Raw genomic sequence first — 21411 nt, forward strand, 5'->3', positions numbered from 1 at the left:
AGCGGACGGCCCCGCCCCGCGGTTGCAGGGGCGGGGCCGGTGGGGGGGCGGCGTCGGTCAGGGGGCGGGGAGCGGATCGGCGTCGATGCTGGCCCGGTCGATCGTGTCCGCGCCGGCAGCAAGCTGGCCGAGCGCGGCATGGACCTGGGCTGGGGTACGCGTGCCCCAGAAGAGCCAGGCGGCGTCGGATTCGGTCAGGGCCAGTTCGGCACGCGCGGCGGTGTTGACAAGAGTGGCGGGCCGACCGGGCTTGGAGGCGACGACGCATTCGTCTTCGTCGTCGAACTCAACTGCGATGGTGTGGCCGGTGAGGTGGGCGGCGAACCCGGCGACGCACAGTGTGGTGCCACAGCTCAGGACACCGCCGGTGAGGTCCTCGGCGGGCAGCAGGATGTCGACACCGTCGAGCCAGTGGGTCTGGTCGTAGTGGTCGGGGCGTTCGGTGATCTCCCGCAGGATGCGGGCAGCCAGCTCGGCGTTAGGCACGGCAGTCTCCGTTCGTGAAAGAGGATGCGAGGCCGGGGGCGGTACGGCGGGAGCCGCTGCTCGGCCTCGGGCGTGCGAGGACAATGACCGGCGGCAGGGCAAGGACCGCAACAGCACACACGCGCGCCCGCGCGGGGATGGGAACCGGGGCGCGGCCCCCCGGGGTGCAAGAGGGGGGCGGGTGACCAGCGGGGCAGGCCCCGCTGACCGCGCCCGCGCCCCCGAGAAAGCGCGGACCCGGGCGCCCCGGGACGGGGGTCAGCGTGGGAGGCGAGTACCGAACTCGGCGGCAAGCGCGGACTTGTTCAGCCGCCGCCAGGCCCAGCCGCCGCAGGGACGAGTGAACGCCTCGTCGTAGTGGGCCGGCTCCACGCCGTCGGCCGGGTAGTGCTCGATCTGGCGGATGGTGCTGCCCGTCCACCGGTCGCGCAGAGCTGTGTGCAGTTCGGCGGCAGCGTTGGTCACGGACATGCCGGGCCCTTGTTCGGTAACGATGCACGTGATGTGAAACGGACCGGTACGAAACGCCCGCAACGGGCGGGTGACCTGCCCAGTAGGCGTCTGGTAAGTGACGGTGCTCGCCTCCAACTCCCTTGCCGCGGGACCAGTGTGAGCAGGCGGAACACTGGCGTAGACGATCTGACCGTCGAGGCGTACCTCGGTGGGCACGGCCTGGTCCGGGCCCTGCCACAGGGCAGGGTCGGCCTCGTCGTAGTACGCGCCGAGGAGGAACTCGCCTTGGTCGGTGATGTAGGCGCCGATCCGGATCCCAGCCAGGACGATGACGGGGATGGTGTCGGGGTCGCAGGTGTCGGGGGCCAGGTAGGCCGCGGCTTGGTTGAAATCGCGGGCCACCTCGGCCGTGGTGTGCTCGCCGTCCGGCGCGGGGTGGTTGCAGATACCGGTCTCATCGTGGTCGATAGCCGCGCCCGGGCAGCCAGGCTGCCCCTGGTGGTCCTGCTCGGCAGGGGTGCCGGATGTGGTCATAACTGATGCCCTCCACTACGGGTGAACAGGGTGGTGTCGGGCCGAAGGGCGGACATGAGAGCCGCTCTGTCCCCGGCCCGACACCGAGCACCGTGGAGGAGTACGGAGCTAGCGCCGCAACCCCGACAATTTGAGAACGCACGACGGTCGGCGGCATATCGACGGCGATGACGTCGTCCCTCCCGCACGCCCCGGACGAGCGGAGGTGTTGCGGAAGATGACGGCGAACTGAGCGGGGGCCCCCGCCCAGTAGGCACCTGACGAGACCTCGCCGATGAATCTGGATTCCGCACCCCGTACGCTCGTCCAACAGGCCGGCGTAGACGGAGAGGGAGCGCATGGCGGGGGACAAGGACATACGCGGGCTCGCGGACGGAGCCGACCGAGCGGCCCAGCCGGCCGAGAACGCTCCTTCTCGACGCCGTACGGGCCCGATTCACTGGTTTCTGTTCAACAGCGCGTGCGTGGCGGCCTCGGTTGCCCTGATGTGGTTCTCGCCGGTGGTGCCTCTGCCGGCCCTGCTGCGCGGCGCGGGTTTCCTCATCTCCGCGCTGCTGATACCCCTGGCGCTCATTCTGGTGCCGGTCTTCTGGTTCCGCCGCGTCCCTCGGAAGAAGCGGAAGGTGGCCTGGGAGCTCATCATCGCCGTCATCGCCGCAGCCGGGCTTGCGGTCGTCTCCAATGGGGCCGGCGACGATCGGGCAATGCAGGAACGTGGCCGGTGGACCAAAGCCGTCGTGGTCGAGGTCGAGGACCTCAAGAGCGACAAGTGCACGCTCCGCACTCGCGACGGCCAGGAGATCTCCCCTCAACTGGGGGAGGGCGACGGCTGTGATGCGGAACGGGTCGAGCCAGGCGATGAAGTGCAGGTGTTGTACGACCCCGAGGGCGTGGCCGGTCCGGCGGACGAGATGCAGACCAGCTCGTACGGAGGGGCGATCGGCGGCCTGGCAGCACTGATCGTCGCGACGGGCACGTGCGGATGCCTACGGATGAACCGGTGGGACAACGAGTACGACGGGGACACCCCCTAGCACAGGCGGTGCCGACGAAGCGGATGGTGCACGCCTGCATCCGGATGCGCGGCACGGACCCTGCGGCCCGTCCGGCGTGGTGTGGTGGACCGTGCAGGAGTGCGGAACTAGGGGGCGTCGTTGCCCAAAGCCGCTCGGGCTGCTGTCAGATAGGCGCTGCGGACCGCTGCGACGGCCCGGGTGGCGTGCTCGTTGGCTTCTGGGCTCTGCGCGTCGAACGCCTTGGTGACAGCCGCGCGGAGAGCTTCGATCTGCCGGTACAGGACCGTCGGTGCATACAGGGACGCGATGTCGGCGGCGCGGCGGAAGGCGTTGTCCACATCCGTGCGGGTCTCCTCGCAGCCCGGCGTCGAGAAATAGCGGATGACGTTGTCCGTAGCGGTCAGAAGTTCCGCGTAGACCTCACCATGGCGCTCGTACTCCTCCCTGCGGTCGAACGGCGACGGGACCGCAGCCGGGACCGCAGCCTGAGCCGCCCGCTTGACAACGCGCAGGACGACCAAGGCCGCCGCGGACAAACCCAGGAAAGCGCCGAGGAAGGCGGCGCCGACATCGGTGAACATGGTCAAGATCTCCTCATGCACGGGGTTCCGGCTGAACCGGGGGCTTCCGGGAACCACCACCGGTCCAGCGCAAACTACAGGCACACCCCGGGGCCGGCCCCCTCCAGCCGCAGGACCGAGCGTGCGCTTCGACGGTGACCGTCCCAGCAGCGCCGGGCTCAGGGGAAGACGCGGCGGTGCCCGCCCGGCCGGACGGCGACCGGGCGGGCCCAGGGGACGCTGCGGAAAGGAGAGCCCGGCTACTCCGCGGTGGTGGTGCCGGGGGTGGTGTTGGTCATCGCGGCGGGATTCCTCTCGCGGTTGAGGGTATGCCTTGTGGTGAGGGGCGCGTGTGGGCGCACGCGGGTACCGGGGGCTGGTTAACGGGGCTGCGGCCCCGGCGGCGCGCGCTCGGCGGGCAGACCGTGACAGCAGGCGGTAAGCAGCTAGCGCGAGCACCGGCCATCCGGGGCGATGCCGGTGCCGGAGAGTGGGGACGTGGACTAGTTGTCGAAGACTGCGCCCCTGAACGCGGCGGCGACCTGTTCGGGTGCAGTACCAGGCAGGGCCAGGAGGCCGAGGTCGGACCAGTCAGTTGGGTCAAAGGGGTCCTCGTGCTGCAGTCAATAGCCCTTCTCACCCCGGTCGTCGATGATCAACCGGTCCGGGACGGCATCCTCGACGAGCACGTAGTGCCGTCCGCGCATCTTGATCGTCGCGGCGGTCTCGTATCCGGCAAGGATCAGGTGCGCCTCAATCCGGCGGAGCGCGGCGTGGTGAGCCGCTTGCCTGCCGGGATCTGCGCAGATGTGCGGATCCTCATCGTCGTCGGCGATGACCTCGCCCTCGACCGGGTCACCCACGTAAGGGGGCAGGGCCCACACGCTGCCGCCGAGCGGAAGTTCATCGGTGGAGCCGTCCTCTCCCACAGACACGCGGGTGACCTGGCGGCTGATCGGATCGGTGACGACCGTGGCGTACAGGCGCAGGGCGTCAGATGGTTCGGGCACGAGTTGTCCTCTCTATAGGTAGCCGGAGCCAAAGCGGGTTGCCGGTCGGGCACCGGCCTCGTGGGTGGGAATCGCCCGGGCGGCCGGAAGCTGAAAGTGCCGGACCGGACAGGGCGTGAAAGAGAAAGACCGGGTGTCCCGGCCCGACGCGAACCACCATGCGGGAACCCCTGGTTAGCGATGCAACCCCGAAACACTCAGGCCACAACGGCGCCGGACCCCTCGCGCGCCGCGAGAGCGGCGCGCGAGGAGCCCGGCAGCGAGGCCCGCAGGCCGGTCAGGGAATGACGGAGCCCGCCCAGCCGGACGGCGGCCGGGCAGGCCCGGGGGCCGATGCGGGAAGCGGAGCCGGGCTACTCGGTGGTGGTGTTGGGGGTGGCGTGGCTGCCCGCAGGGAGAAAACCCGCGGTGACCTGGGCATCCAGCTCGTTCTGGGCGCGGGTGAACTCGGCGCAGCGCTCCTTGGCCCGCTCGGGGGTGTAGGCAGTGGCCACGTCTACGCCGGTGAAGGTGTCCATCACCAGGTAGGGGCTGCCGAGGAGGGAGCCGAGCACGCTGTCGTCGTGAGTGACGGTGTAGCGGAGACCGGTCGGGTCGGCAGGCGGCTCGGCGAAGAACACCACGTACATATGGCCGGGCACGGTGACGGCCAGGCCGGTGGCCGCCAACGCCTGGGCGAGTTCGAGGCGCTTGGCATCCTGCTCGGGGGTATCGGCAGCGATCTTCTCCTTCAGGTCCCACACCGCGATCGGACGGCCGGAGCGGGTCTGGATGCCCCACCCGTCCTGCCGGCCGGGGACATGCTGCGGGAACCGAGCAGCCAGAGCGAGCGCCGCCCGCTCGACAGCAGCAACATGCCGCGGTGGAACAGAGAACATGACGGACTCCCAGGACTGGTAGGGGCAGGCGGTGCGCACCATGCCGGGGGCGGGACCAAGCCCCGCAACGCCCGACCCGCCCGGCCACAAGACGGCCGAGCGGCCCGAGGGGGCCAAGGTCAGTTGCGGGTACACGCTGGACTTGGCCCGTGTGCGGGTCGCGGCCCACGCCAGTTGGGAGTTACCGGGCGGGCTCGGTCACGGGGCAGACCTCGATGCCGTAGACGGCAGGAGCGCCAGTTCCTTGGCATGCTTCAACGTGGGCTGTGCAGCGGCTCCGGCGTTCCGGCGAGGTACAGCGGGCAGCAGGACGCGCGCCGCGCGGTGGGTGGTCCTGTGCGGGGGCGCGGTGCGGGACCGGGTAGGTGGCGACGACCGCGCCGATCCGGGGAGTGCGGCCAGGCGGCATGCGACGTGCCCCGGCGAGGAATGCCGGAGGGACCGCCCCGGCACCGGTCACGCGGTGGGGCGGGCCCTTCGGCGGGCAGAGGGCCGGCCGATGGTGGGGGTCAGCCCTTGAGCCATCCCATTCCGTGACGGTGGGGACGGCTAGCCGGGCAACGGCGGCCGGCCGCGGTGGTGAGGGCGGGCGCTTGGTGAGCGTTACGAGAACGGCCCGCTCCCGGGGCGAGCGGGGCGGGCCGTGGAAGGGCAGTGCGCAGGGTCAGCCGGGAAGGTCTGCGTTGTCGCAGTCTTCGTGCTCGTCGTGGTCCTGGAGCTGGGACCATTCGCCTTCCTCCATTCGCAGGTTCTCCATGATCTGCTTGAAGTGCTCGCGACGGTTGGCGAGGCTGTCCTGGAACTCGGAGTGTTCGTCACGGTCCAGCAGTCCCGTGGTGCGCAGCAGCTGGCATGCCTGTGCCAGTGCGTCCTCAAGGTGCGTCACGCGGTGCTCCAGGTGTACGAACGCCTTCCGGATCTCTCCGGGCAGTTCGGTCTTCATGCGTCGTTCTCCCTTGATGCTGGTGTTGCTCCGTCCCGCGGTGAGGCCCTGGGCGTCTGGGCCTGGGCCGTGCGTGAACCGTAGATGGTCGGAGGGTTAGACAGGCGCGCGTGCCAACTGGGCTCCCGCTCCCCCGTCGCAGACAGCGGGGAGGCGGGAGCGGGCGGCGGCACGGAGTGGTCAGGGCCATCTTGAGTGTCGTTGAACAGGGCGGCCTATCAGGCGCGGAGTGCTGGAGGTCGTCATGGTGGTCGCTCTCGCTCGCGGGCGGTGGGGGTTCGGCGGCACGACCGTGGCCGGAGGCGGGGTTAGCGGCGCAACGACGGCGCCGGTCCGGGTGCGGGGATCCGCCCGCCCGGGGAGTGGGGAACATGAAGCGGGCCTGCCCGGCCGAAACGATCGGCCAGGCAGGCCCAGGACTTGCCGGGGTATGGCCGGGGGCCGCTCAGCGCAGACGCACCTACTACGTGGGCGGGGTGTCCTCCGGACCCTGCTCCGGCGCGGGATCCTCGCAGGCCGTCGGCTCACCAGGCTCAGCCCGATCCTCACCACCGGGCCGATACCACGCGTAGGCACAACCTCCCTCCGTGAGCGCGAGCACGGTGAAAACCGCCGTCCAGACCCACCCCGCTCCCCCGACCACACTGACCACCACCGCTACGGCAAGCAGCACACCAGAGCAGGCAAACATCACCGCGAACGGCGTACTGCGCGAACGGCGCTGGCCAGACGTCAAGCCGAAGAACAGAGCCTTGAGCAGCTGGTGTCCATCCTGCCCCTGGGGGCTCACAGCACGCTCCAGCGTCAGCGCGAACAGCGGCAGGGTATGCAGCAGCATGGCAAGCATCGCCAGCCCGGTGATCGTGCCGGTCGCGCCGGTCACATCCGACATGGGTATCCACTCCGTTCCTTACATCAAGGGCGCCCGATGCGCCCGCAGGCAGGCACACTGACCGAAGCAGGCACAAGCCCCGCAACACGCGCTGCCGGGCGGCGGTGTTGAGGCCGAAAAGCGGAAGCCGGAATGCACGACGAGGAGGCGGGCGGCCGTCGTGGTGACCGGGCGCCGGGCACCACGACGACACCGCCACAGGCGCGCACGTGCCGTGGCCCCTGCACCCGATGGGGGATGGGGACACAGGGGCCCACGCTCAGTTCCGCCGCCCGCAGGGACAGGCTGAGGATTTAAGTGCGTGTGAAGGCGTCGGCGGTCGGCCACACGGGCTCGACGCCCTGGCTGGTGCACAGGTCCGCGAGGTCGGCATCCGGTCGGGCGGGCAGGAGCAGCACCTTGCGCGTGGCCGGAGGGAAGAACCTCGTCAGATCGAAGAGTGTGCCGATCGCGTACCACACCCCCGCTCTGCCGTCCCGTGCCAGCGTGGCGCAGGCAACGACGAGTTCGCAGGCAGTGACGTCGAACAGCTCCACCGGCAGCCGCCACTCCGGGGCCGTGATGAGGTAACCGGTCACCTCGTGGCCCTGCCCCTGGTGCAGGAACCGCTCGTAACGGGCCAGCAGAGCGCGTCGCTGCAGTTCGAGGGGAGTCACCGGCTCGTCAGAGGGGTAATCCAAGTTCTCGCGGCACTGCGTGCGCTGAACAACCGGGTCCGGCATGGCCATAGCGGCATCCTTCCTGGTAGAGCCGGATAGGCGGGAGATCGCCGGGCAGCAACGCAGCGTGGTGGGCGACGCGCAGGTGCGCCCAGCTCCGGGCCGGTCCAGCCCACGCACCCTCGGCCAGACAGCACCAACACGCGCAAGCTCAGGCAAGTTACAGCCCAGCTGACCCCCCTCGCCGGTCAGCCCCCGAGCGCGGCGCCGGGCCAGGGACAAGGCAGGAACCGGGAACGGCCCGGGCCCCCTGCGGCGGTCCGCAGGGCCGGCCAGGAGTCCAAAAACCGGCACAGCGCAGGACGCATGTCGCCGGGCCAGATGCCGCAGCAGGTGCGAGTGGGGCCTCCAGCGCTCTGGATGCGCCGCTCCACATCCGACCAGAGGCACGGTCACACCTCCGGGTCCCGGCACCTGCCGTATGCGGCGTTACCGGGCCCCCGGAGGCGGGCCTACTCGTCCCCGGGCCCAGGCTGGTGCTTCTTTGGGTATGGGTACGTGGTGATGGTGAAGTGGCGGAGCTCGCGACGTGGACCGATCAGGCAGGCGTAGCGATGATTGCCGCGGTGGTCGAGCGTGGCCGCGCCGATCGTGGCCAGGGCCTCCTTCAGCCAGGCGCCGCTCCGCCCCGGCATGCCCTGGCTCGTTGTGACAGATTTTCGATTTCACGCGGTCGCTGAGAGCCGAGCCATCCGGCAGCTCGGTCAGGCGTCTGGGGCGCGTCCGGCCGAGGTAGCGCATCCCCAAGGCCTGGTAGACAGTGCCGACGTGCCCGGGGAACACGGATTCTTCGCCGCTCGGTCCCTGGCGCATCCGTGGGTGGGGATCGCTGTGCACCACGATGCCGCGGATCCCGTGCGCCGCGGCGAGCCGAAGCGCCCGGGCGGTGAACCAGCTTTCGGCGGGGGCCGGAACCGGATCCACGAGCACTAAGCGGGACAGCTCCAGCGACTGCTGGTAGGGGACCTTCTACGAAGCGGGAGAGTCCGTCGCAGCAGTTCACGGCACACTTCACCTGTGGGTCGAAGCGCTGAGTCACAGGCGCGTTGGTATGAGGGTCGCCCTCGACCGCTATGCTCGACGTAGCGCACCTCGCTTGTGCGCGCCGGCCCGGGCCCACCCCCGGGATACCGGTGAACCGTGCTGCCGCGCGGGTGCGAGCGACGACCGGTGCCCTCTTCCGAACCGCGCACCCTGGCCATGCTCGTGGTGGGACGAACTGCAAAGCCAGGACGCGACAAAGGAGAAGCGATGGCCCCGTCCTCCCGCAACACCACCAACCAAGAGCGGATCGCCCGCGCGCTGAACCGCTCGACCGGCTGCGGCTACCAGAAGGCCCTGCAGCGCGTAAAGGCCGCGGCCGACGCGGGCAAGCTGCCCGCCAAGCTCGACCAAGCCGGCCGCGAAGAGGCCGTGCGGATGCTCACTGAGAACCACACCCAGCCCACCCCGGCCCCGGCCGCCGTGGCGAGCGGCCCGTCCTCCCACACGCAGTCCCCAGTAGTGACGCGCGGGCTGGTCCGCGGAGGCATGGACAAGACCGTGGCCGCGATCGACACTGGCGCCTTGGCCCAGCAGGGCTACCGGGTGCTTCCGGTCGACCTGCCCGAGTCGCTCACCGAACTGATGGTCGAGACGCACCAGACGATGGAGGCGCACCGAAACTTGCGAAACAAGGAGCGAGTCGTCGACGCCATGCGGGCGCAGCGGGACCAGGGCCTCAACCCGTACCTCCTCCCCACTGTGCCGCAGGAATTGGCGAAGCAGGTGGAACTGCTGCTGGAGCAGACCCGTCGGCTGCCGCGGAGCGACGAACCGCAGTGAACCACCGTCGGCCGGCCGCGCTCAGGCGCTCGGCAAGCACTCGGGTCCGGTGAGGATCACATCCAGCACCTCTCACAGAACCCCCAACGAGTTGCGGTCGCCGACGCCTTCCTCAGAAGTAATTCGTGGCCGGTGACGGTGCGCCCTCGCGCCCGGGCGCAGAGCTTTGAGGATCCACCCGCACCGCAGTGCTCCGGGGTCAGGCGTCAGACGCGTCGGCCCGGCTAGGGTCGCCCTTGCCCCCCTGGGCTGGTCCTGGAACCTCTGCCGCGATCAGTCGACTGTTGTCGACCGTTCCCTTCCTTGGACGACGACCTCGGCCTCGCCGATCAGCGGTACGCCGACGCCCGACACGCGGCCCCAGCCCTGATGCGGTGGGTGGACCCCCTGCTGGGGTTGGGGAATCCGACTTCACCACGAAGGCCGCCTTCGCTGCCTGACTCCGGGCGGTGGGCGCGGCCGCTCATGGGTGCGAACTTGGGCTGCTTCAGGCATCCTCTCGACATGACTTGCTGCCCCTCTGTCCCAAGTATTCGGCGATCTGCCAGTCCCCCGCGCTTCCCTTCTCGAGTACCGTGCGAATCTCGATGAACGGGTCCAGGTTGGGCTCGTTCCTGTCGACCCTGCCGCTCTTCACGTCCTTGTCGAACGCCTTGCTCTGGTCCTCGCAGAAGGTGACGAGCGCCTTCTTACCCTCCTGCGACATCACGGCTCGCCCGTAGAATCGGTCGGTTCCGGTGATCGTCGTGCCGCTCTTCTCGTATTCGTCGAAGACCGCCCGGAACTTGTCCGCGGCTTCGCCTTGCCAATAGCGGTCGAAGTTGTCCGTGGCCTCTGCCTTCGCGTATGCCTCCTGCATCGCCATCAGCGCGTAACCGTGGTCCTTCAGGACCTCGTCCGTGGTCTTGTTACCGGTGGTGTCGTCGTCGATGACGACCTTGACATCTGGCGGCAGGTCGAACTCTGGCGCACCCGTCTCCTTGGCAGACGGCGACGCCGGCTCCTTGTCCTGCTTCTCCACACCCGCGATCTCATCGGGATCCTTGTCGTGGTCGTCGTTGCTCCCGCACGCGGTCAGCAGCAGAACTCCAACCGCGGCAGCGGCCGCGGCGGTCACGCATCGGATCTTCATTTGAGTAGGCCCTCCCAGAGGCTTCGTGGTTGGTTTGAGGGTGAGTCAGGTCCAGGGAAGTGGGGAAGGTCAGGGTTATCAGCTGTCTATCGCCGACGGTGATCCGCGACAGGCGCGAGACCTCGCCTGGCTGCCGGATGTTCGGCGCGGCCCCAGCACTCTGCACCTGGAGGACCGAATCTGCCGGCCGAGCTCGGCGGCGAGCCATTGATATGGCAGGGTGAAGCTATCCAACGGCAGGCTCATAGAACGACTCCCGGCTGTCAGCAGGCGCGTGCCCGCACCGCCACATTCAAGATCATCCATCGGTCCCCCCATTTTTCAGCCGTGGTCACGGTCACGTATCGCGTCAAGAACAGCTGCTGGCTGGGCAGCAGCTCCTTGCCGGTCGTGCCGTTGATGCGCACCCACCTCGATACGTCCAGGCAGTCCTGGATCGTGGCCATGGGGAATCTTCGGTTCATGTCCATGGCGGTGACCCTCGGATTACTGATCGGTTTGCCTCGCGTCACGATCCCGGCTTTCCGCAATGTCTTCACATCGGCCTCAGCGCGGGCCAGGGCCGCTCCCGTCGTGTAGTGGGTGAGCTGGGTGCCCTGGATCGCGGCCTGCGCGTAGGCCCTGGTCTGCTCCTGGCGGAAGTGCCAGTACACGGTCAGGGCCTCGGCCTTGTCTGGGGCCAGCGGATCCGCGCCGACCGGCGGTGCGACCAGCGCCCTTTCGGCACCTGCGGAGTCCGGGGCACTGAGGCCGTCACTCACCCCGCAGGCGGACAGGGCCAGCGATATGCCTGCAGCCGGAACGAGCCAGCCGAAGCCGCGCGCTCTGAAGAGTCTTGACGTCCTGGGCTTGGGCACTGCGATCACTACGGTCTTCCTGAACAACCGCTTCCGACGTGGCAACAGGGTGTCGGAGACAGGGGCAGCGACCATCGGGTGCAGCACCCCAGGCAGCACCAGGGGCTGACGCTGGTCAGATTCGGGCACTGGGCTGGGCTGGTCGGCGCGTTGTGGAGAGTTGTCGTGACTGCGGTTCTCGGGCGAAGAGCGCCCTTCACGAATCGGCATGCGCAGCACTGTGGCCTCGACGCCACGACGGCTGTAGGACGCTGCCGGATCGCTCCCGCAGTCCGGGAGACTCAGTCTCCGCACCTGCTGTTGCTGTCCCGCGGCGCGGGATCCACGGCTTCGCTTGTCGGCGGCTTTTCGCTCGCCGCTCCGGATGCGGCCGGTCACCCCTGGGGCCTCCGGGCCCAACCCGCCGGGGCCGGCGGGGCCGGCGGGTTGGGGCGCAGCGCCCCCGTCCGGGCGCGCTGCCTGGCGCGGGGCTCAGCCCGTGAGGCTCGGCATCCCGTTGGGGAACGCTCGGAGGTACTCCAGTCGCTCTTGGTGTTGCCGGGTGATCTCCTTGTCGCTCAGCCGAACGCCGACGACGGCAGCGGCCTCCCGGGCGAGGACGAACCGGCCGTGCAGCCAATCCAGTTCGGAGCCCGGCGGCCATTCCTCCTCGTCCTTGCGGGGCCACACCTGGGCCCACTGCTCCCCGTGCTCAGTGAGTGCCACGGCGTACGCGGCGAACTCGCGGAACAGCAGCTCCCCGAGGGCGTCACGTTCCTGCTGCGAGGACATGCTCACACCTCCGCCGGGGCGTTGGCGGCCGACAGCACAAAGACATGCTGGCACTCGTGGACGAACCGGTAGCCGACGCTCATGTACTCCGGCTCCCGCTCGTAGTCCGGGCATACAGGCGCCCCGACGGTCGGTGGTACGACACCTCAGGGCGCCTGTGCTCAGCGATGATGGTCACCAGCACGTCGAGCATCGCGCCGAGGTTGATCGCGTCCGGGATGGTGTGCGCGCGATCCGGGTCGTGCCCGGCGACCAGCTCCCGCACGGTCACCAGCCGGTTGTTGGCGCCGTTGTAGACGTACTGGGCGGCCGATCGCGCGGAAGGCAGGGTGAGGAACCGCAGGTCCACGGCGGAGTGCAGCCGCGTGCCCGGCAGCGGCCCGCCGTCCACGGGGCGGGGCACGAACCGGGCTGTGTCCCGCTGCTCGATGGCCCGCGTCAGGTCGTCGCGCACCTCGGCGTCGGTGAGCCACCCGGTCCCGTCGTCGGGCTCGGGCCTCCATTCCCCGCCCTCGCCGCGCCTCCAGGTGTCACGGGTACGCCACTGGTAGCGGTCGCCGCCGATGAACCGCAGGGGCGCGGCGGGCGGGGGGGAATGTGGCTGGCGGGCTGGCCAGAGTAGACAGCTCAGCAGCGGACACGGAAAACCTCCAACGGTGAGTATGTAGGCGGGCAGCACGCACGGTCGCCCATGTGTGGTGGGGACTTCGGCCCGGCGCGCACCATGGCGCAGCGGGTGGCAAGCCGCGCAACCAGCAACCACGGGGCAGCATGGGGCCGCGGCGAACGCTTCCGGCCCCGCCCTGTCCTGTGCGGACGGGAGCGGGGCCGAAACGTGTGGGGCCGGGTGGCGGTCTAGGCCTCCGGCCGCATCTGTGCAATGGCACGCCACGCCGACCGCATGTCGTAGCGGAGCTGCCCGGCCACCTGGTGGCAGGCGGCGCGCAAGTAGGCCGCGATCAAGTAGGTGGTCAGCTGCTCGGAACGCGGTAGGTCCGGCGTGCGGGGCAGAAACAGTACGTGTACTGGGGGCAGCAGGCCGAGGCGGACGTACGCCTCAATGAGCGACCAGTGGTCCTCGCCTGTCCAGTAATCCCGTTTGGTCAGCGACAGGCCCTGTTCGCCCTCGTAGAGCCCGGTGAGGAACGCGACTGGCAGATGGTCGATCGCGGCCACCGTCCTGTCCTCCGCCGTCTCGTCGTCCGGGTCGAACAGGTCCTCGGGAAGCCCAAAGTACTCATTCTTGGCGGGCTCTTTGCCGCCGAGCGCGGTGTACGCGGTGTGCCAGTCCTCGACCTGCACACAGCCTGCCTGAACATCGCAGGGGTCTGTGTGCTCCCCCGAGATGCGTACCCGGCCCAACCAGCCCGGGCGGCGCAGGGCCCGGACCGGGGGCAGGTCTTCGTCCGGGCAGCCCTTCCAAGCTGCGCGCAGCACGGCTCCGATCCGGCGAAGCGTGCGTGTCTTCGGCGGCATTGGCCCGGCTGCGGACCAGCCAGCACGGTTCTTCGGCATGACGTCTCAACTCCTAGATGGCAAGGGAGTCAGGCACCTTGTGATGCCCGGTGCCGAAAGCGGGCCGTATCCGGCCCCGCCTCGATCGGCCTGCCAACCGTCCGTCACCGCCTGCCAAGCGCCGCAACCACGGGCAGGAGCGGTTATGGGCCCGCACCTCAGGGGCGGTGCGGGCCACGGGAGGCGGGCACGTACGGCTGCGGAGCGGCGCGGGCCGGTGAGGTCAGTGGGCCGGGCTCGGTGGCCATCGGGGCCGTGATGTGCGGGGCGACGCGGACGGCGGCGCCACCAGCGGCGCGTAGCAGCAGACCGCTCACAGGCGGAGCGGTCACGCGGCCGCGAGATCTGGGGGTATCCGCCGGGCCGCACGGTCCTGCGACCATCGACAGCCAGCGGCCCGCGCACCTTCGCCTCCGGGCTGCCCAGCCACGCAACCCCGCCCCGCGGTAGCTCTACGGCCGTAGGCGGCACCGGCGGCCGCGCGCCCAGAGTCAGGGGAATCAGCCGGGCCTGGTAACACGTAGGGCGGAAAGCCCGTGCTCCCTGGCGGGAGCACGGGCTGCAGGGTGGTACCTGGGCAGTGATCTGTGCGGCCGTGGATTGGCCGAGCCGAGGGGGAGTTAGCGGTGCGCTGACAGGTGGTTCAGCTCGGCAGACGCCGTGCACTGTGGAACGTCGTCTTGGCCTTGCGGGCTCGTGCCCGGGCTGGGGGCCCTGCTTGTGCGGCGGCGGACGAGCCTGCGGTTCTCGGGCACGCTGCGGCCACGGGTTTCCAATGCCTTCTCGTCGGCGCGCAGAAGGGCAGCGACGGAGTCCACAGCGATCTGGGCCTGTTCCGGGCTTGCTTTGAACGCAGACGGAATCACCGCGCTGGGGCGCAGTGCCTTCGAACGCAGCTCTTTCAGGATCCGAGTGTGTCGGGCAAGGCGGTCGCGCACGTCTTGCTCACTGACGCCACCCGCTCGTCCCTCCCAGATACGTTCGTACTCGGCGTCCTCGTGGGGGCTGAGGTGTTCTGCCGGCGGCGTTGCTGCAGCTGTTGGCATCGTGGTTTTGTCCTTCGTTCGTCGTGCCGCGCCGAGTACGGGAATCGTTGGACGACCCCGACTGGGGAGCGCGGGTATAGAGGCGGGGCGCGTCTGTCGCGCTCGCCGCCGCCGGAACGTAGGGAGCCGGGATGTAAGAGCCGCAACTGCTAGGCCGACTGGATTCTGCGAGGGCGGTAGTCGGTTCGGGGCGGCGTGATTGCGCCCCGCCGACGCCGGGGTTCGGGTTGCACGGCGTAAGCGAGGCGCAGTTCGTTGGGGGCCCGACACGTGCGGCACGGAAAGTTGGCGTTAGAGAGCAGCTCCTTCGCCTTGGGTTTCTCGGAGGTGGTCGCGGAACCGAGTGATCTGGTTCGTGCGGCTGTCTGACTTGGGTTCCAGTAGGCCGCCGCAGGTGCAGGCGACGGTGCAGTTTGCTTCGGTCGTGGGCTCGAACAGGATGGTATGTCCGGGAAGTGACTCGATCTCGGCGAGCACGGCCTGGTTGACGAGGGGGGACATGGGTCTCCTCTTCCTGTGACCTCGAGGTCACAGCCTTGGGGTGTACGGCAGGTGGGGGCTCACGCCTCTGTCCCTGCCGAGATGAGGGACCGTAGATGGCGGAGGCCTTAGCGCCGCAACGGCCACCGCGACGCAGTGAGCGAGCGGGCCAATGGAAAAGTGGAGGCTGGCGGGTGTGGCTGGAGCCCTCTCGGGGTGTCCTGACCACCGCTCGCAGGCAGGTCCAGCGCCCGCCTACGGGGCGCATGCCGGCACGTGATGCATGGGGCGTACACCTGGCGACAGCGACCGACGAGCTCGACGCACGAGATCAGGACTTGCGGATGGCCGTACACGTCCGTTTGCGTGAAGCCGCGATCGGTGTGGGGTCGGCTGCCGCTCGGGCCCCAGGGGGGAGCTGGTGCCACCGTCGGCGATCAGCGCTGGCGAGGGGTGCGCCTGCGCAAACTTGCTGATGCAGGCGCACCCCGCCGGGTGGTCTCGCTAGTCCGGCATGCAGGGGGTCAAGGCGTCCACGGCAAGGGCGACGTGGGCTACCTGGTCCGGCTCTGGTGCACGGATGCCCCAGTCCCCGAGGTCGGCGACAGCCTCTCCCATGAGCTTCCTGAGGCTTTCAGTGCCCGCGTTGGGGTGCGGCCGCGAGACGGCCGCGATGTAGAGGGCGATGGTCATGGGCCCGGACAGGTTGTCCAACGGCCTCAGAGTGCGCAGTAGGTGGACGGTCGCGACGCGTTCGGGATGCCGCTCCGGGTCGATCGTCTTGGAGTGGGCACTGCCTTGGGCCAGGAGAAGGAGTTGGCGGCCGGTGTTCCATCCGTGGTGGACAGCGCCGGGGTGTTCCAGGTCGGGATACGAGTCGGGCGGGAAGATGGCATGGGACGTTGGAATCTGATCGATTCGGGTAATGGGAGGCATGTCTGTCCTCGGTGGTCGTGGTGCGCCGGGGTGATCCGGCGTGGTGACCTTAGGGAGAGGGAGTGGAAGCTCCGCAAGGGTGGCTTGTCGGCTCGACGGGTGCGTTCAGCCAAGGGCTGGGGCGACGCGGTGTCGTCGCGGGCGTCGGCCCGAGCAGTGCGGTCCGGGTGCCGATTCGGGGCGAGGAGGCCGACGGCGGCGAGAACACCGAGGGCGATGGTGGCGCTGAACGTCACCGCGCCGGCTGCGCTGAGGGATGCGGCCCTCCCCCGCCGCGCAGTAGCGCGGCGGGCTGTCGCACGTCAGGTCACGTTTCTCCACGCCGAGGGCAGCCGCGGCTCTGATTCACACCGCGCTGTCGACCTTGCCCACGGCGGCCTCGATGTGGCGGTCCACAAGAGCAGGTGCGCCGACGAGGAGCACTGCGACGTTCCCCTTGCGGACCGCCACCGTTTTTAGGATCTGCGGTCCGGCTGGCAGGCCCATGGTGGACGTGTAGGCGAACTGCTCGTCCCCGACGCGCGGCGGGTCCGCCTTGGTCACCTTCACCTCAATCGGCGTGGTCCCGGAGGTCATTGTGTACGAGGGGCACCCGGTGTAAGCGGCGAAGAGAGCACGCAGCTTCTTCGACAAGGTGGCCGGGGTGTCACTGTGAAGCTCCTCGCCTAGTGAGGAGTTGGTGTTGTACGTGTAGCTGACCTCGGCTTTGCTCGCGAATTGCATCTGGCTGCTCTGCTTGCCGAGTTTCTCTAGCGATGGGCAACCCTGTAGTGAGATATCGTCGTAGCGCTTGCCTTCGTCCGCCTTGGCGGGCTCCCGCGTATAACCTGCGCCCAGGTCTGCCTGGGTGAGCAGGAGGGACTGTAACTCGCTCTTTGCCATCGGCCGCTGGTTCCGCGCTGTCGCGGACGGCGGTGCTGCCCCAGCCCCACCACGCGAATCCTCATCTGCGTTGCTACAGCCGGATGCAAGAACACCACAGAGTGCCGTCACCACGGCCCATGGGCGATATCCCATCGTCGACTTCCGCATCTGTAGGTCAACTCCTCCCCGATCAACGGCCATGAGACTACTGCCTCAGCCCTTCGTTGAAGAGACAATCCTGTGCCGCGGGTTCGGATCTGTCGCACTGAGCCGCAAGTTGCTCGGAGCTTGCACGGACGAGGCTTGCGCCGCTGGCGTGTGCTGCCTACCGCTGTGTCGAGATGGCCCCGACCGGGTACGGGCCCTCGACGGCATTCATCCGGGCGAGTCCGGTCTGCGCCACCCGGCCCGACACCTTGTGGTTGCAGCCGCACCCGGCCCCGGAACTCTCCTCGTCCTCCCCCAATGTCTCGCGGGTGAACGCGTGCCTTGACTCCGCCCGTGTCAGCAGGCACGGCAGTCCGTGAAAGCCGAGTCGGTAGTGGTGGCGGTACTCCCCACTGTCCATCGAGGATCGGGTTCAACGTGGTGGTCGCGCCGATAGCGCGAGCCGTCTGCACGCGAAGGTCCACAATCGCCGCAACCTCCACTCCCCTGGCCCGCCGCAAGTGCCACGGTGGCTCTCCATCGTCCTGCGGGTAGATCTTCATACACTCAAACGGAAGCGCTGGGCAGCTGAGGCGGGGGCCGTGTCCACCATGGAGACCATGGTCCGGGGAGCTGACCACCAGCTTCTTAAGACGCGGGTCAGCGGGGGTTAGAGTCTCGGGGGTTCGGCGCGGGCACGAGGATGTCGAGGAGCACTGGCATCCAGCGCTCGGCGGACGCCTGGCCGTCGAGGCCGAGCACACGCACGTCTTCGAAGACGCTCTTGTCCGCCCCTCCGGGGGCGGACGGCACGACCGGAATGGTACGGGGGTGCTGGGGCTCCTGGGCGATCACACGAGGCTCCTCGTCGCGGCGGTGCTGACCAATCGAGCGCACCCGGCCGCACTGAAAGCTCGGGTCCGACTCGGCCGTCTCTCCCCAACGACCAGTGCCGACGGCCACGTCGCCCCGAAACCACAGGGGCCACGGAAGCCGGGTAGCGGGGTCTCAGACTGATCCCACGGAAGGCGGTGCTCTCGTGGCGATGGTGGGGCCCGCTTTACGTGCGAAGGAAGCGGGCCCCGTCGAGCGCTCTCGGGTGGGCGCTCAACTGCAGCGTAATGCGCAGTCGCCGCCGGCTCATGCTCGGCACGGCCATATGGGAGTGGAATCAGGATGCCGCCGGTGTCCTTGGTCCGGTTGCCCTGTGGCGGGTAGGTGTGGCGGCGCCATCCAGTAGCCGCGGGCTTGGCGCGGGATGAGCCAGCGGCAGCAGGCGCGGCAGTTCTGCAGCGAGGAAGGCCCGAGAGCACATGCGGGAGTCTCCTGTTGTGAACGAGGGTGGTAGTTGGCGGATCATGCTCACTTCGGTGCAGGTCACGGACGTGCAGAGGAGCTGGTTGGCGGATCTTGAGCGTGATAGTTGGCGGAGGTCAGCGCCCAGCAGGAACACATTGCCGCAGGTGAGAGCTTCGGCTGTCGATAAGGCTCAAGATCCGCCACACGGCGTGCTCGCCCCGCCATCAACAACCCTCGGTCACTGTAGGTTCGGCGTCCGGCTGTCAACTGGCATCGCTCTGACCTGCGGTTTCCGTAGCCATCCCACCGGGTGTCCCTGGGGTCTCGTCCCGCCGCTGTGTCCACTTCCTCGGCCCGTGCGTCACCGCCGGCTCGGGAGGCGGAGCTTCACCTGCGGATTCCCATTCCCGTGTCCGATTGGCCACACGATGGACATCGCCGGTGGGAAAAGGACACGAGATCTGGGATCCCACAGTCACACCTGTGGGTTAGGCACTGAGGCGGGTGGTATGCAGCTGGGCGACGGCGCTGCGGAGCCGCGCGATGACTTGTGGGTAATCGGTTCCGGTGACCAGGAGGTGTCCGCTTCTGCGCAGTGGGCCGATCCGGCCCTCTGGCTCGTACGTGTGAAGGTCGGTGAAGGGAGTGATGTGGGGGTGGGTCTGTGGGGAGGTGGAAGGCGCGGTGGTGCCCGTCGCCTGTATGTAACGCACAGCTGCCGCTCCGAGTGGTGCGTACTCGATGTGCGGCGTGCGGCCGCGGGCGTGGGCCCCGCTGGCTGCGATGAGGTCGACGCCGGTGACCTGTTCGATGAGCTGGGCGACGAGCGGATCGGTCACGTGGGTCGAGATGCTGATGACTCTTGGGCCGGTGGCGGTGATACGCAGGCGTATCTGGGCGGGGCCCTGATGGTGTCCGATAGCTGTGAGAGCTCTCCTGGCGATGTCTTCAATTGCCGCGGCGCACACGTCGTCGGCGTCCACCACCACTTCGACAGGCAGGAGTGCTGGCTCCGCCTGCGGATCGAATGTGGTGTGGGAGACGGCGATGACACGGGTTCCGGAGCCCTTGGCATAGGTGTAGGCGGTGGCCTCGATGCCTTCGAGGAGCGGCTCGATGACGGTGCCCGTCTCGGGCCAGGTGGCGGCGGTGGCGGCGGCAAATGCCTCTGCCAGCTCGGGGAGTGCGCCTACGATGCGGGCTGCGTAGCGTCGCTTGGGCGAGGCGGGTTTACATATCAGGGGGAATCCGACATGGTGGGCGGCCTCCAGGGCCTGGTCGAAGGAGTCGGCGTGTTGGCTAGCGCTGCTTTCAATGCCGGCCAGGTCGAGGAGTTCGGCCGTGCGGTGGCGCAGTGCGGTGGCCTCGAGTGTCCCGGCGGCTGGGCCGGGAAGGCCGAGCTCCTGGCGCACGAGGGCGGCCGCCCGCAGGTGAGCTGGATTGAAGTTGATGACGCCGGCGATGGGGTAGGCGATGGCGAACCTTTGGGCCACCTGGAGTACCTGAGGGGCGTTGAGGAGGTTCGCAGTACGCGCGGCGACGAGGTGGCTCCGCTGCCAGGTGGGTTCTGCCTGGTCGATCAGGAGTAGTGGACCGTCAGCAGCAAGGCGTCGCAGAGCCTGCTCCCAGTCAGCTCGCGGTCCACTGCCGAGCACGACGAGGTGTCCCGGAGGGCTGTTGGCGTCACGCTGAGGTGAGTGGGTGTTCACGACGGTACTCCAGGTGTAGGCGTGGATGCGTCGGCTGGTGGGAGATCCAGGGCGGTGCACTCACTCTCGTTGCGCGTTCGTGAAGGGGCAATGCCCCCGCCCGGCGTCTCCCCGGTAGCGGTCGAGTTAGGGCTCGTTGTGTCACCTAGCGGGACGTGAACTGAATTACCGTTCTCCGCTGGCGGGACGCGGTCCGCACCATGGTCCATCCGGTTAAAAGCGCAGGTCAGGCCGTTGATCGCCCTGAGTAGCCGACGAGCAGCACGTTGGGTGATCGTTCGTCGGGACCGGTTACTGCACCGGGGTGGCACCTATGGTCGGGCCTTCTGGGCAGCGATGTTGACCTGCAGAAACGCCGCTCGTGTTGGTCAACTCGGCGTATCTGTACGCACCTTTGTGCGCCCATAGGAAGGGCCTCTTCCTGGAAAAGGCTGTTCCTCCACAATTTCGCATTTGCGCGGTAGAGCTGTGCCTGGCGGGACCCGAGAGGCGGGACCTAGGGCCAACATCGCCTACGAGGAGGGACTGTCGATGATCGACTCCGATCTTGTGGATGCCCCGGACACGGCGGATGACGGAATGACCGCGCACACTCGTGTCTACCTCGTGCTCCAGACGCTGCACAGCATGGGCCCGGGCCTGCATCCCCTCCGCCGGATCATCGACGAGTCAGGCGTGACTAAGTCCACGGTGCACCGGATCCTTAGCGCTGGGGTGGCGGCCAAGCACCTTATCCACCGGGCCCCGGGTCGATACGGCATCGCTACCGACGTGGCGAACCATCGTCCGGACGCGAGCGTGCACCTTCCACTCGCGCACGACAGCGCGCTCGACCGCGAGACCACCACACTGCAGCGGCAGACCGCGCAGGTGGCGATGGCCTTCGGTGCAGTGCTCATAGATGACACCCCCGGACGGTTGATGCTTAATCACTCTTACGGCCGACGCTCCGACTTCCAGGCGGCGTTCAACCACACTGACGTCGATGCGAAGGTTGCGCTGCGCTACTCGCCAATGACGGCCGATGCCGCCGGCTTGGCGATCCTCGCCCACCTCGACGGTGCACCTCAGAGCCACTTGATGCGCGAGATTCGGTCTGAGGGGTACGTGTTGACGCAGTCGCCGCTGCCTGACTGGAAGATGCTGGGTGTGCCGCTGTGGCGAGGGTCCACCGTGTACGGAGCGTTGGCTGTTATGGGGTTGCGACCTCAGATGGAGCGCAACCGCCGCGAATACGCCGCGGCGGCACTGGCCTGTGCAGCAAGACTCAGCCACCGCTGTGAGCTGGGCAGCGGGCAGATGCGCCTAGCGAGCTGACAGGAAATCACGGTAGAAAAACT

General features: G+C 68.6%; 24 protein-coding genes. 3 read left to right on the top strand and 21 right to left on the bottom strand.

What is annotated here, in order from left to right:
- Window positions 1-57 precede the first annotated feature (57 nt).
- Window positions 58-486 (bottom strand): hypothetical protein, encoded by a 429-nt coding sequence (locus tag ACTWP8_RS19600; RefSeq protein ID WP_443323440.1) that lies wholly within the window; start codon window positions 484-486, stop codon window positions 58-60.
- 258 nt (window positions 487-744) lie between these two features.
- The gene (locus ACTWP8_RS19605) at window positions 745-1473 is read right to left on the bottom strand and encodes a hypothetical protein (protein ID WP_443323441.1); all 729 of its coding nucleotides are present in this window, start codon (window positions 1471-1473) and stop codon (window positions 745-747) included.
- 338 nt (window positions 1474-1811) lie between these two features.
- Here ACTWP8_RS19605 and ACTWP8_RS19610 point away from each other — a divergent pair, with 338 nt between their 5' ends.
- Entirely contained in the window at window positions 1812-2507 is a 696-nt protein-coding gene (locus ACTWP8_RS19610; protein WP_443323442.1) for a hypothetical protein, read from the top strand.
- A gap of 107 nt (window positions 2508-2614) precedes the next feature.
- On the opposite strand, the gene ACTWP8_RS19615 is transcribed toward ACTWP8_RS19610, so the two are convergent.
- The 7 genes from ACTWP8_RS19615 to ACTWP8_RS19645 form a co-directional block, all read right to left on the bottom strand.
- Complete coding sequence (locus tag ACTWP8_RS19615; protein WP_443323443.1) at window positions 2615-3070, bottom strand: hypothetical protein; 456 nt, start codon at window positions 3068-3070, stop codon at window positions 2615-2617.
- Between the two features lie 602 nt (window positions 3071-3672).
- Window positions 3673-4059: a hypothetical protein gene (locus tag ACTWP8_RS19620; protein WP_443323444.1), complete on the bottom strand. Its 387-nt coding sequence runs from the start codon at window positions 4057-4059 to the stop codon at window positions 3673-3675.
- 353 nt (window positions 4060-4412) lie between these two features.
- Window positions 4413-4937, bottom strand: a complete 525-nt coding sequence (locus ACTWP8_RS19625; protein WP_443323445.1) for a hypothetical protein — start codon at window positions 4935-4937, stop codon at window positions 4413-4415.
- A 664-nt stretch (window positions 4938-5601) separates the two neighbouring features.
- The gene (locus ACTWP8_RS19630; RefSeq protein WP_443323446.1) at window positions 5602-5880 is read right to left on the bottom strand and encodes a hypothetical protein; all 279 of its coding nucleotides are present in this window, start codon (window positions 5878-5880) and stop codon (window positions 5602-5604) included.
- A 463-nt stretch (window positions 5881-6343) separates the two neighbouring features.
- Window positions 6344-6772, bottom strand: a complete 429-nt coding sequence (locus ACTWP8_RS19635) for a hypothetical protein (RefSeq protein WP_443323447.1) — start codon at window positions 6770-6772, stop codon at window positions 6344-6346.
- A 293-nt stretch (window positions 6773-7065) separates the two neighbouring features.
- Window positions 7066-7500, bottom strand: a complete 435-nt coding sequence (locus tag ACTWP8_RS19640; RefSeq protein ID WP_443323448.1) for a hypothetical protein — start codon at window positions 7498-7500, stop codon at window positions 7066-7068.
- A 443-nt stretch (window positions 7501-7943) separates the two neighbouring features.
- Window positions 7944-8126 carry a hypothetical protein gene (locus tag ACTWP8_RS19645; protein ID WP_443323449.1) on the bottom strand — a complete coding sequence of 61 codons (183 nt, stop codon included), beginning with the start codon at window positions 8124-8126 and terminating at the stop codon, window positions 7944-7946.
- A 616-nt stretch (window positions 8127-8742) separates the two neighbouring features.
- Between ACTWP8_RS19645 and ACTWP8_RS19650 the strand changes: the two genes are divergently transcribed.
- Window positions 8743-9315 carry a hypothetical protein gene (locus ACTWP8_RS19650; RefSeq protein ID WP_443323450.1) on the top strand — a complete coding sequence of 191 codons (573 nt, stop codon included), beginning with the start codon at window positions 8743-8745 and terminating at the stop codon, window positions 9313-9315.
- Window positions 9316-9802: 487 nt separating this feature from the next.
- Here the strand turns inward: ACTWP8_RS19650 and ACTWP8_RS19655 are convergent, their stop codons facing one another.
- The 12 genes from ACTWP8_RS19655 to ACTWP8_RS19710 all read right to left on the bottom strand — a co-directional run bounded on the left by ACTWP8_RS19655 (window position 9803) and on the right by ACTWP8_RS19710 (window position 20071).
- Complete coding sequence (locus ACTWP8_RS19655; RefSeq protein WP_443323451.1) at window positions 9803-10432, bottom strand: hypothetical protein; 630 nt, start codon at window positions 10430-10432, stop codon at window positions 9803-9805.
- Window positions 10433-10710: 278 nt separating this feature from the next.
- Window positions 10711-11682, bottom strand: a complete 972-nt coding sequence (locus ACTWP8_RS19660) for a hypothetical protein (RefSeq protein ID WP_443323452.1) — start codon at window positions 11680-11682, stop codon at window positions 10711-10713.
- Between the two features lie 93 nt (window positions 11683-11775).
- On the bottom strand, window positions 11776-12075 hold the full coding sequence (locus ACTWP8_RS19665; protein ID WP_443323453.1) for a hypothetical protein: 300 nt from the start codon (window positions 12073-12075) through the stop codon (window positions 11776-11778).
- Between the two features lie 79 nt (window positions 12076-12154).
- Entirely contained in the window at window positions 12155-12529 is a 375-nt protein-coding gene (locus ACTWP8_RS19670) for a hypothetical protein (RefSeq protein WP_443323454.1), read from the bottom strand.
- Window positions 12530-12930: 401 nt separating this feature from the next.
- Complete coding sequence (locus ACTWP8_RS19675; RefSeq protein WP_443323455.1) at window positions 12931-13512, bottom strand: hypothetical protein; 582 nt, start codon at window positions 13510-13512, stop codon at window positions 12931-12933.
- A 236-nt stretch (window positions 13513-13748) separates the two neighbouring features.
- Window positions 13749-13922: a hypothetical protein gene (locus ACTWP8_RS19680; protein ID WP_443323456.1), complete on the bottom strand. Its 174-nt coding sequence runs from the start codon at window positions 13920-13922 to the stop codon at window positions 13749-13751.
- 1005 nt (window positions 13923-14927) lie between these two features.
- Complete coding sequence (locus ACTWP8_RS19685; protein WP_443323457.1) at window positions 14928-15137, bottom strand: hypothetical protein; 210 nt, start codon at window positions 15135-15137, stop codon at window positions 14928-14930.
- Window positions 15138-15620: 483 nt separating this feature from the next.
- Window positions 15621-16052, bottom strand: coding sequence for a hypothetical protein (locus ACTWP8_RS19690; RefSeq protein WP_443323458.1), 432 nt, complete (start codon window positions 16050-16052; stop codon window positions 15621-15623).
- 345 nt (window positions 16053-16397) lie between these two features.
- Window positions 16398-16934, bottom strand: a complete 537-nt coding sequence (locus ACTWP8_RS19695; RefSeq protein ID WP_443323459.1) for a hypothetical protein — start codon at window positions 16932-16934, stop codon at window positions 16398-16400.
- Between the two features lie 307 nt (window positions 16935-17241).
- Window positions 17242-17484 carry a hypothetical protein gene (locus ACTWP8_RS19700; protein WP_443323460.1) on the bottom strand — a complete coding sequence of 81 codons (243 nt, stop codon included), beginning with the start codon at window positions 17482-17484 and terminating at the stop codon, window positions 17242-17244.
- Between the two features lie 239 nt (window positions 17485-17723).
- Window positions 17724-17918 carry a hypothetical protein gene (locus ACTWP8_RS19705; RefSeq protein ID WP_443323461.1) on the bottom strand — a complete coding sequence of 65 codons (195 nt, stop codon included), beginning with the start codon at window positions 17916-17918 and terminating at the stop codon, window positions 17724-17726.
- Window positions 17919-18850: 932 nt separating this feature from the next.
- A complete protein-coding gene (locus tag ACTWP8_RS19710) occupies window positions 18851-20071 on the bottom strand; it encodes an ATP-grasp domain-containing protein (protein ID WP_443323462.1) in 1221 nt (406 codons plus the stop codon).
- Between the two features lie 531 nt (window positions 20072-20602).
- Here ACTWP8_RS19710 and ACTWP8_RS19715 point away from each other — a divergent pair.
- Window positions 20603-21388, top strand: a complete 786-nt coding sequence (locus ACTWP8_RS19715) for a helix-turn-helix domain-containing protein (RefSeq protein WP_443323463.1) — start codon at window positions 20603-20605, stop codon at window positions 21386-21388.
- Window positions 21389-21411 lie beyond the last annotated feature (23 nt).

Origin of the sequence: Streptomyces sp. 7N604 (assembly GCF_052245475.1) — a bacterium.
Lineage (GTDB): Bacteria > Actinomycetota > Actinomycetes > Streptomycetales > Streptomycetaceae > Streptomyces.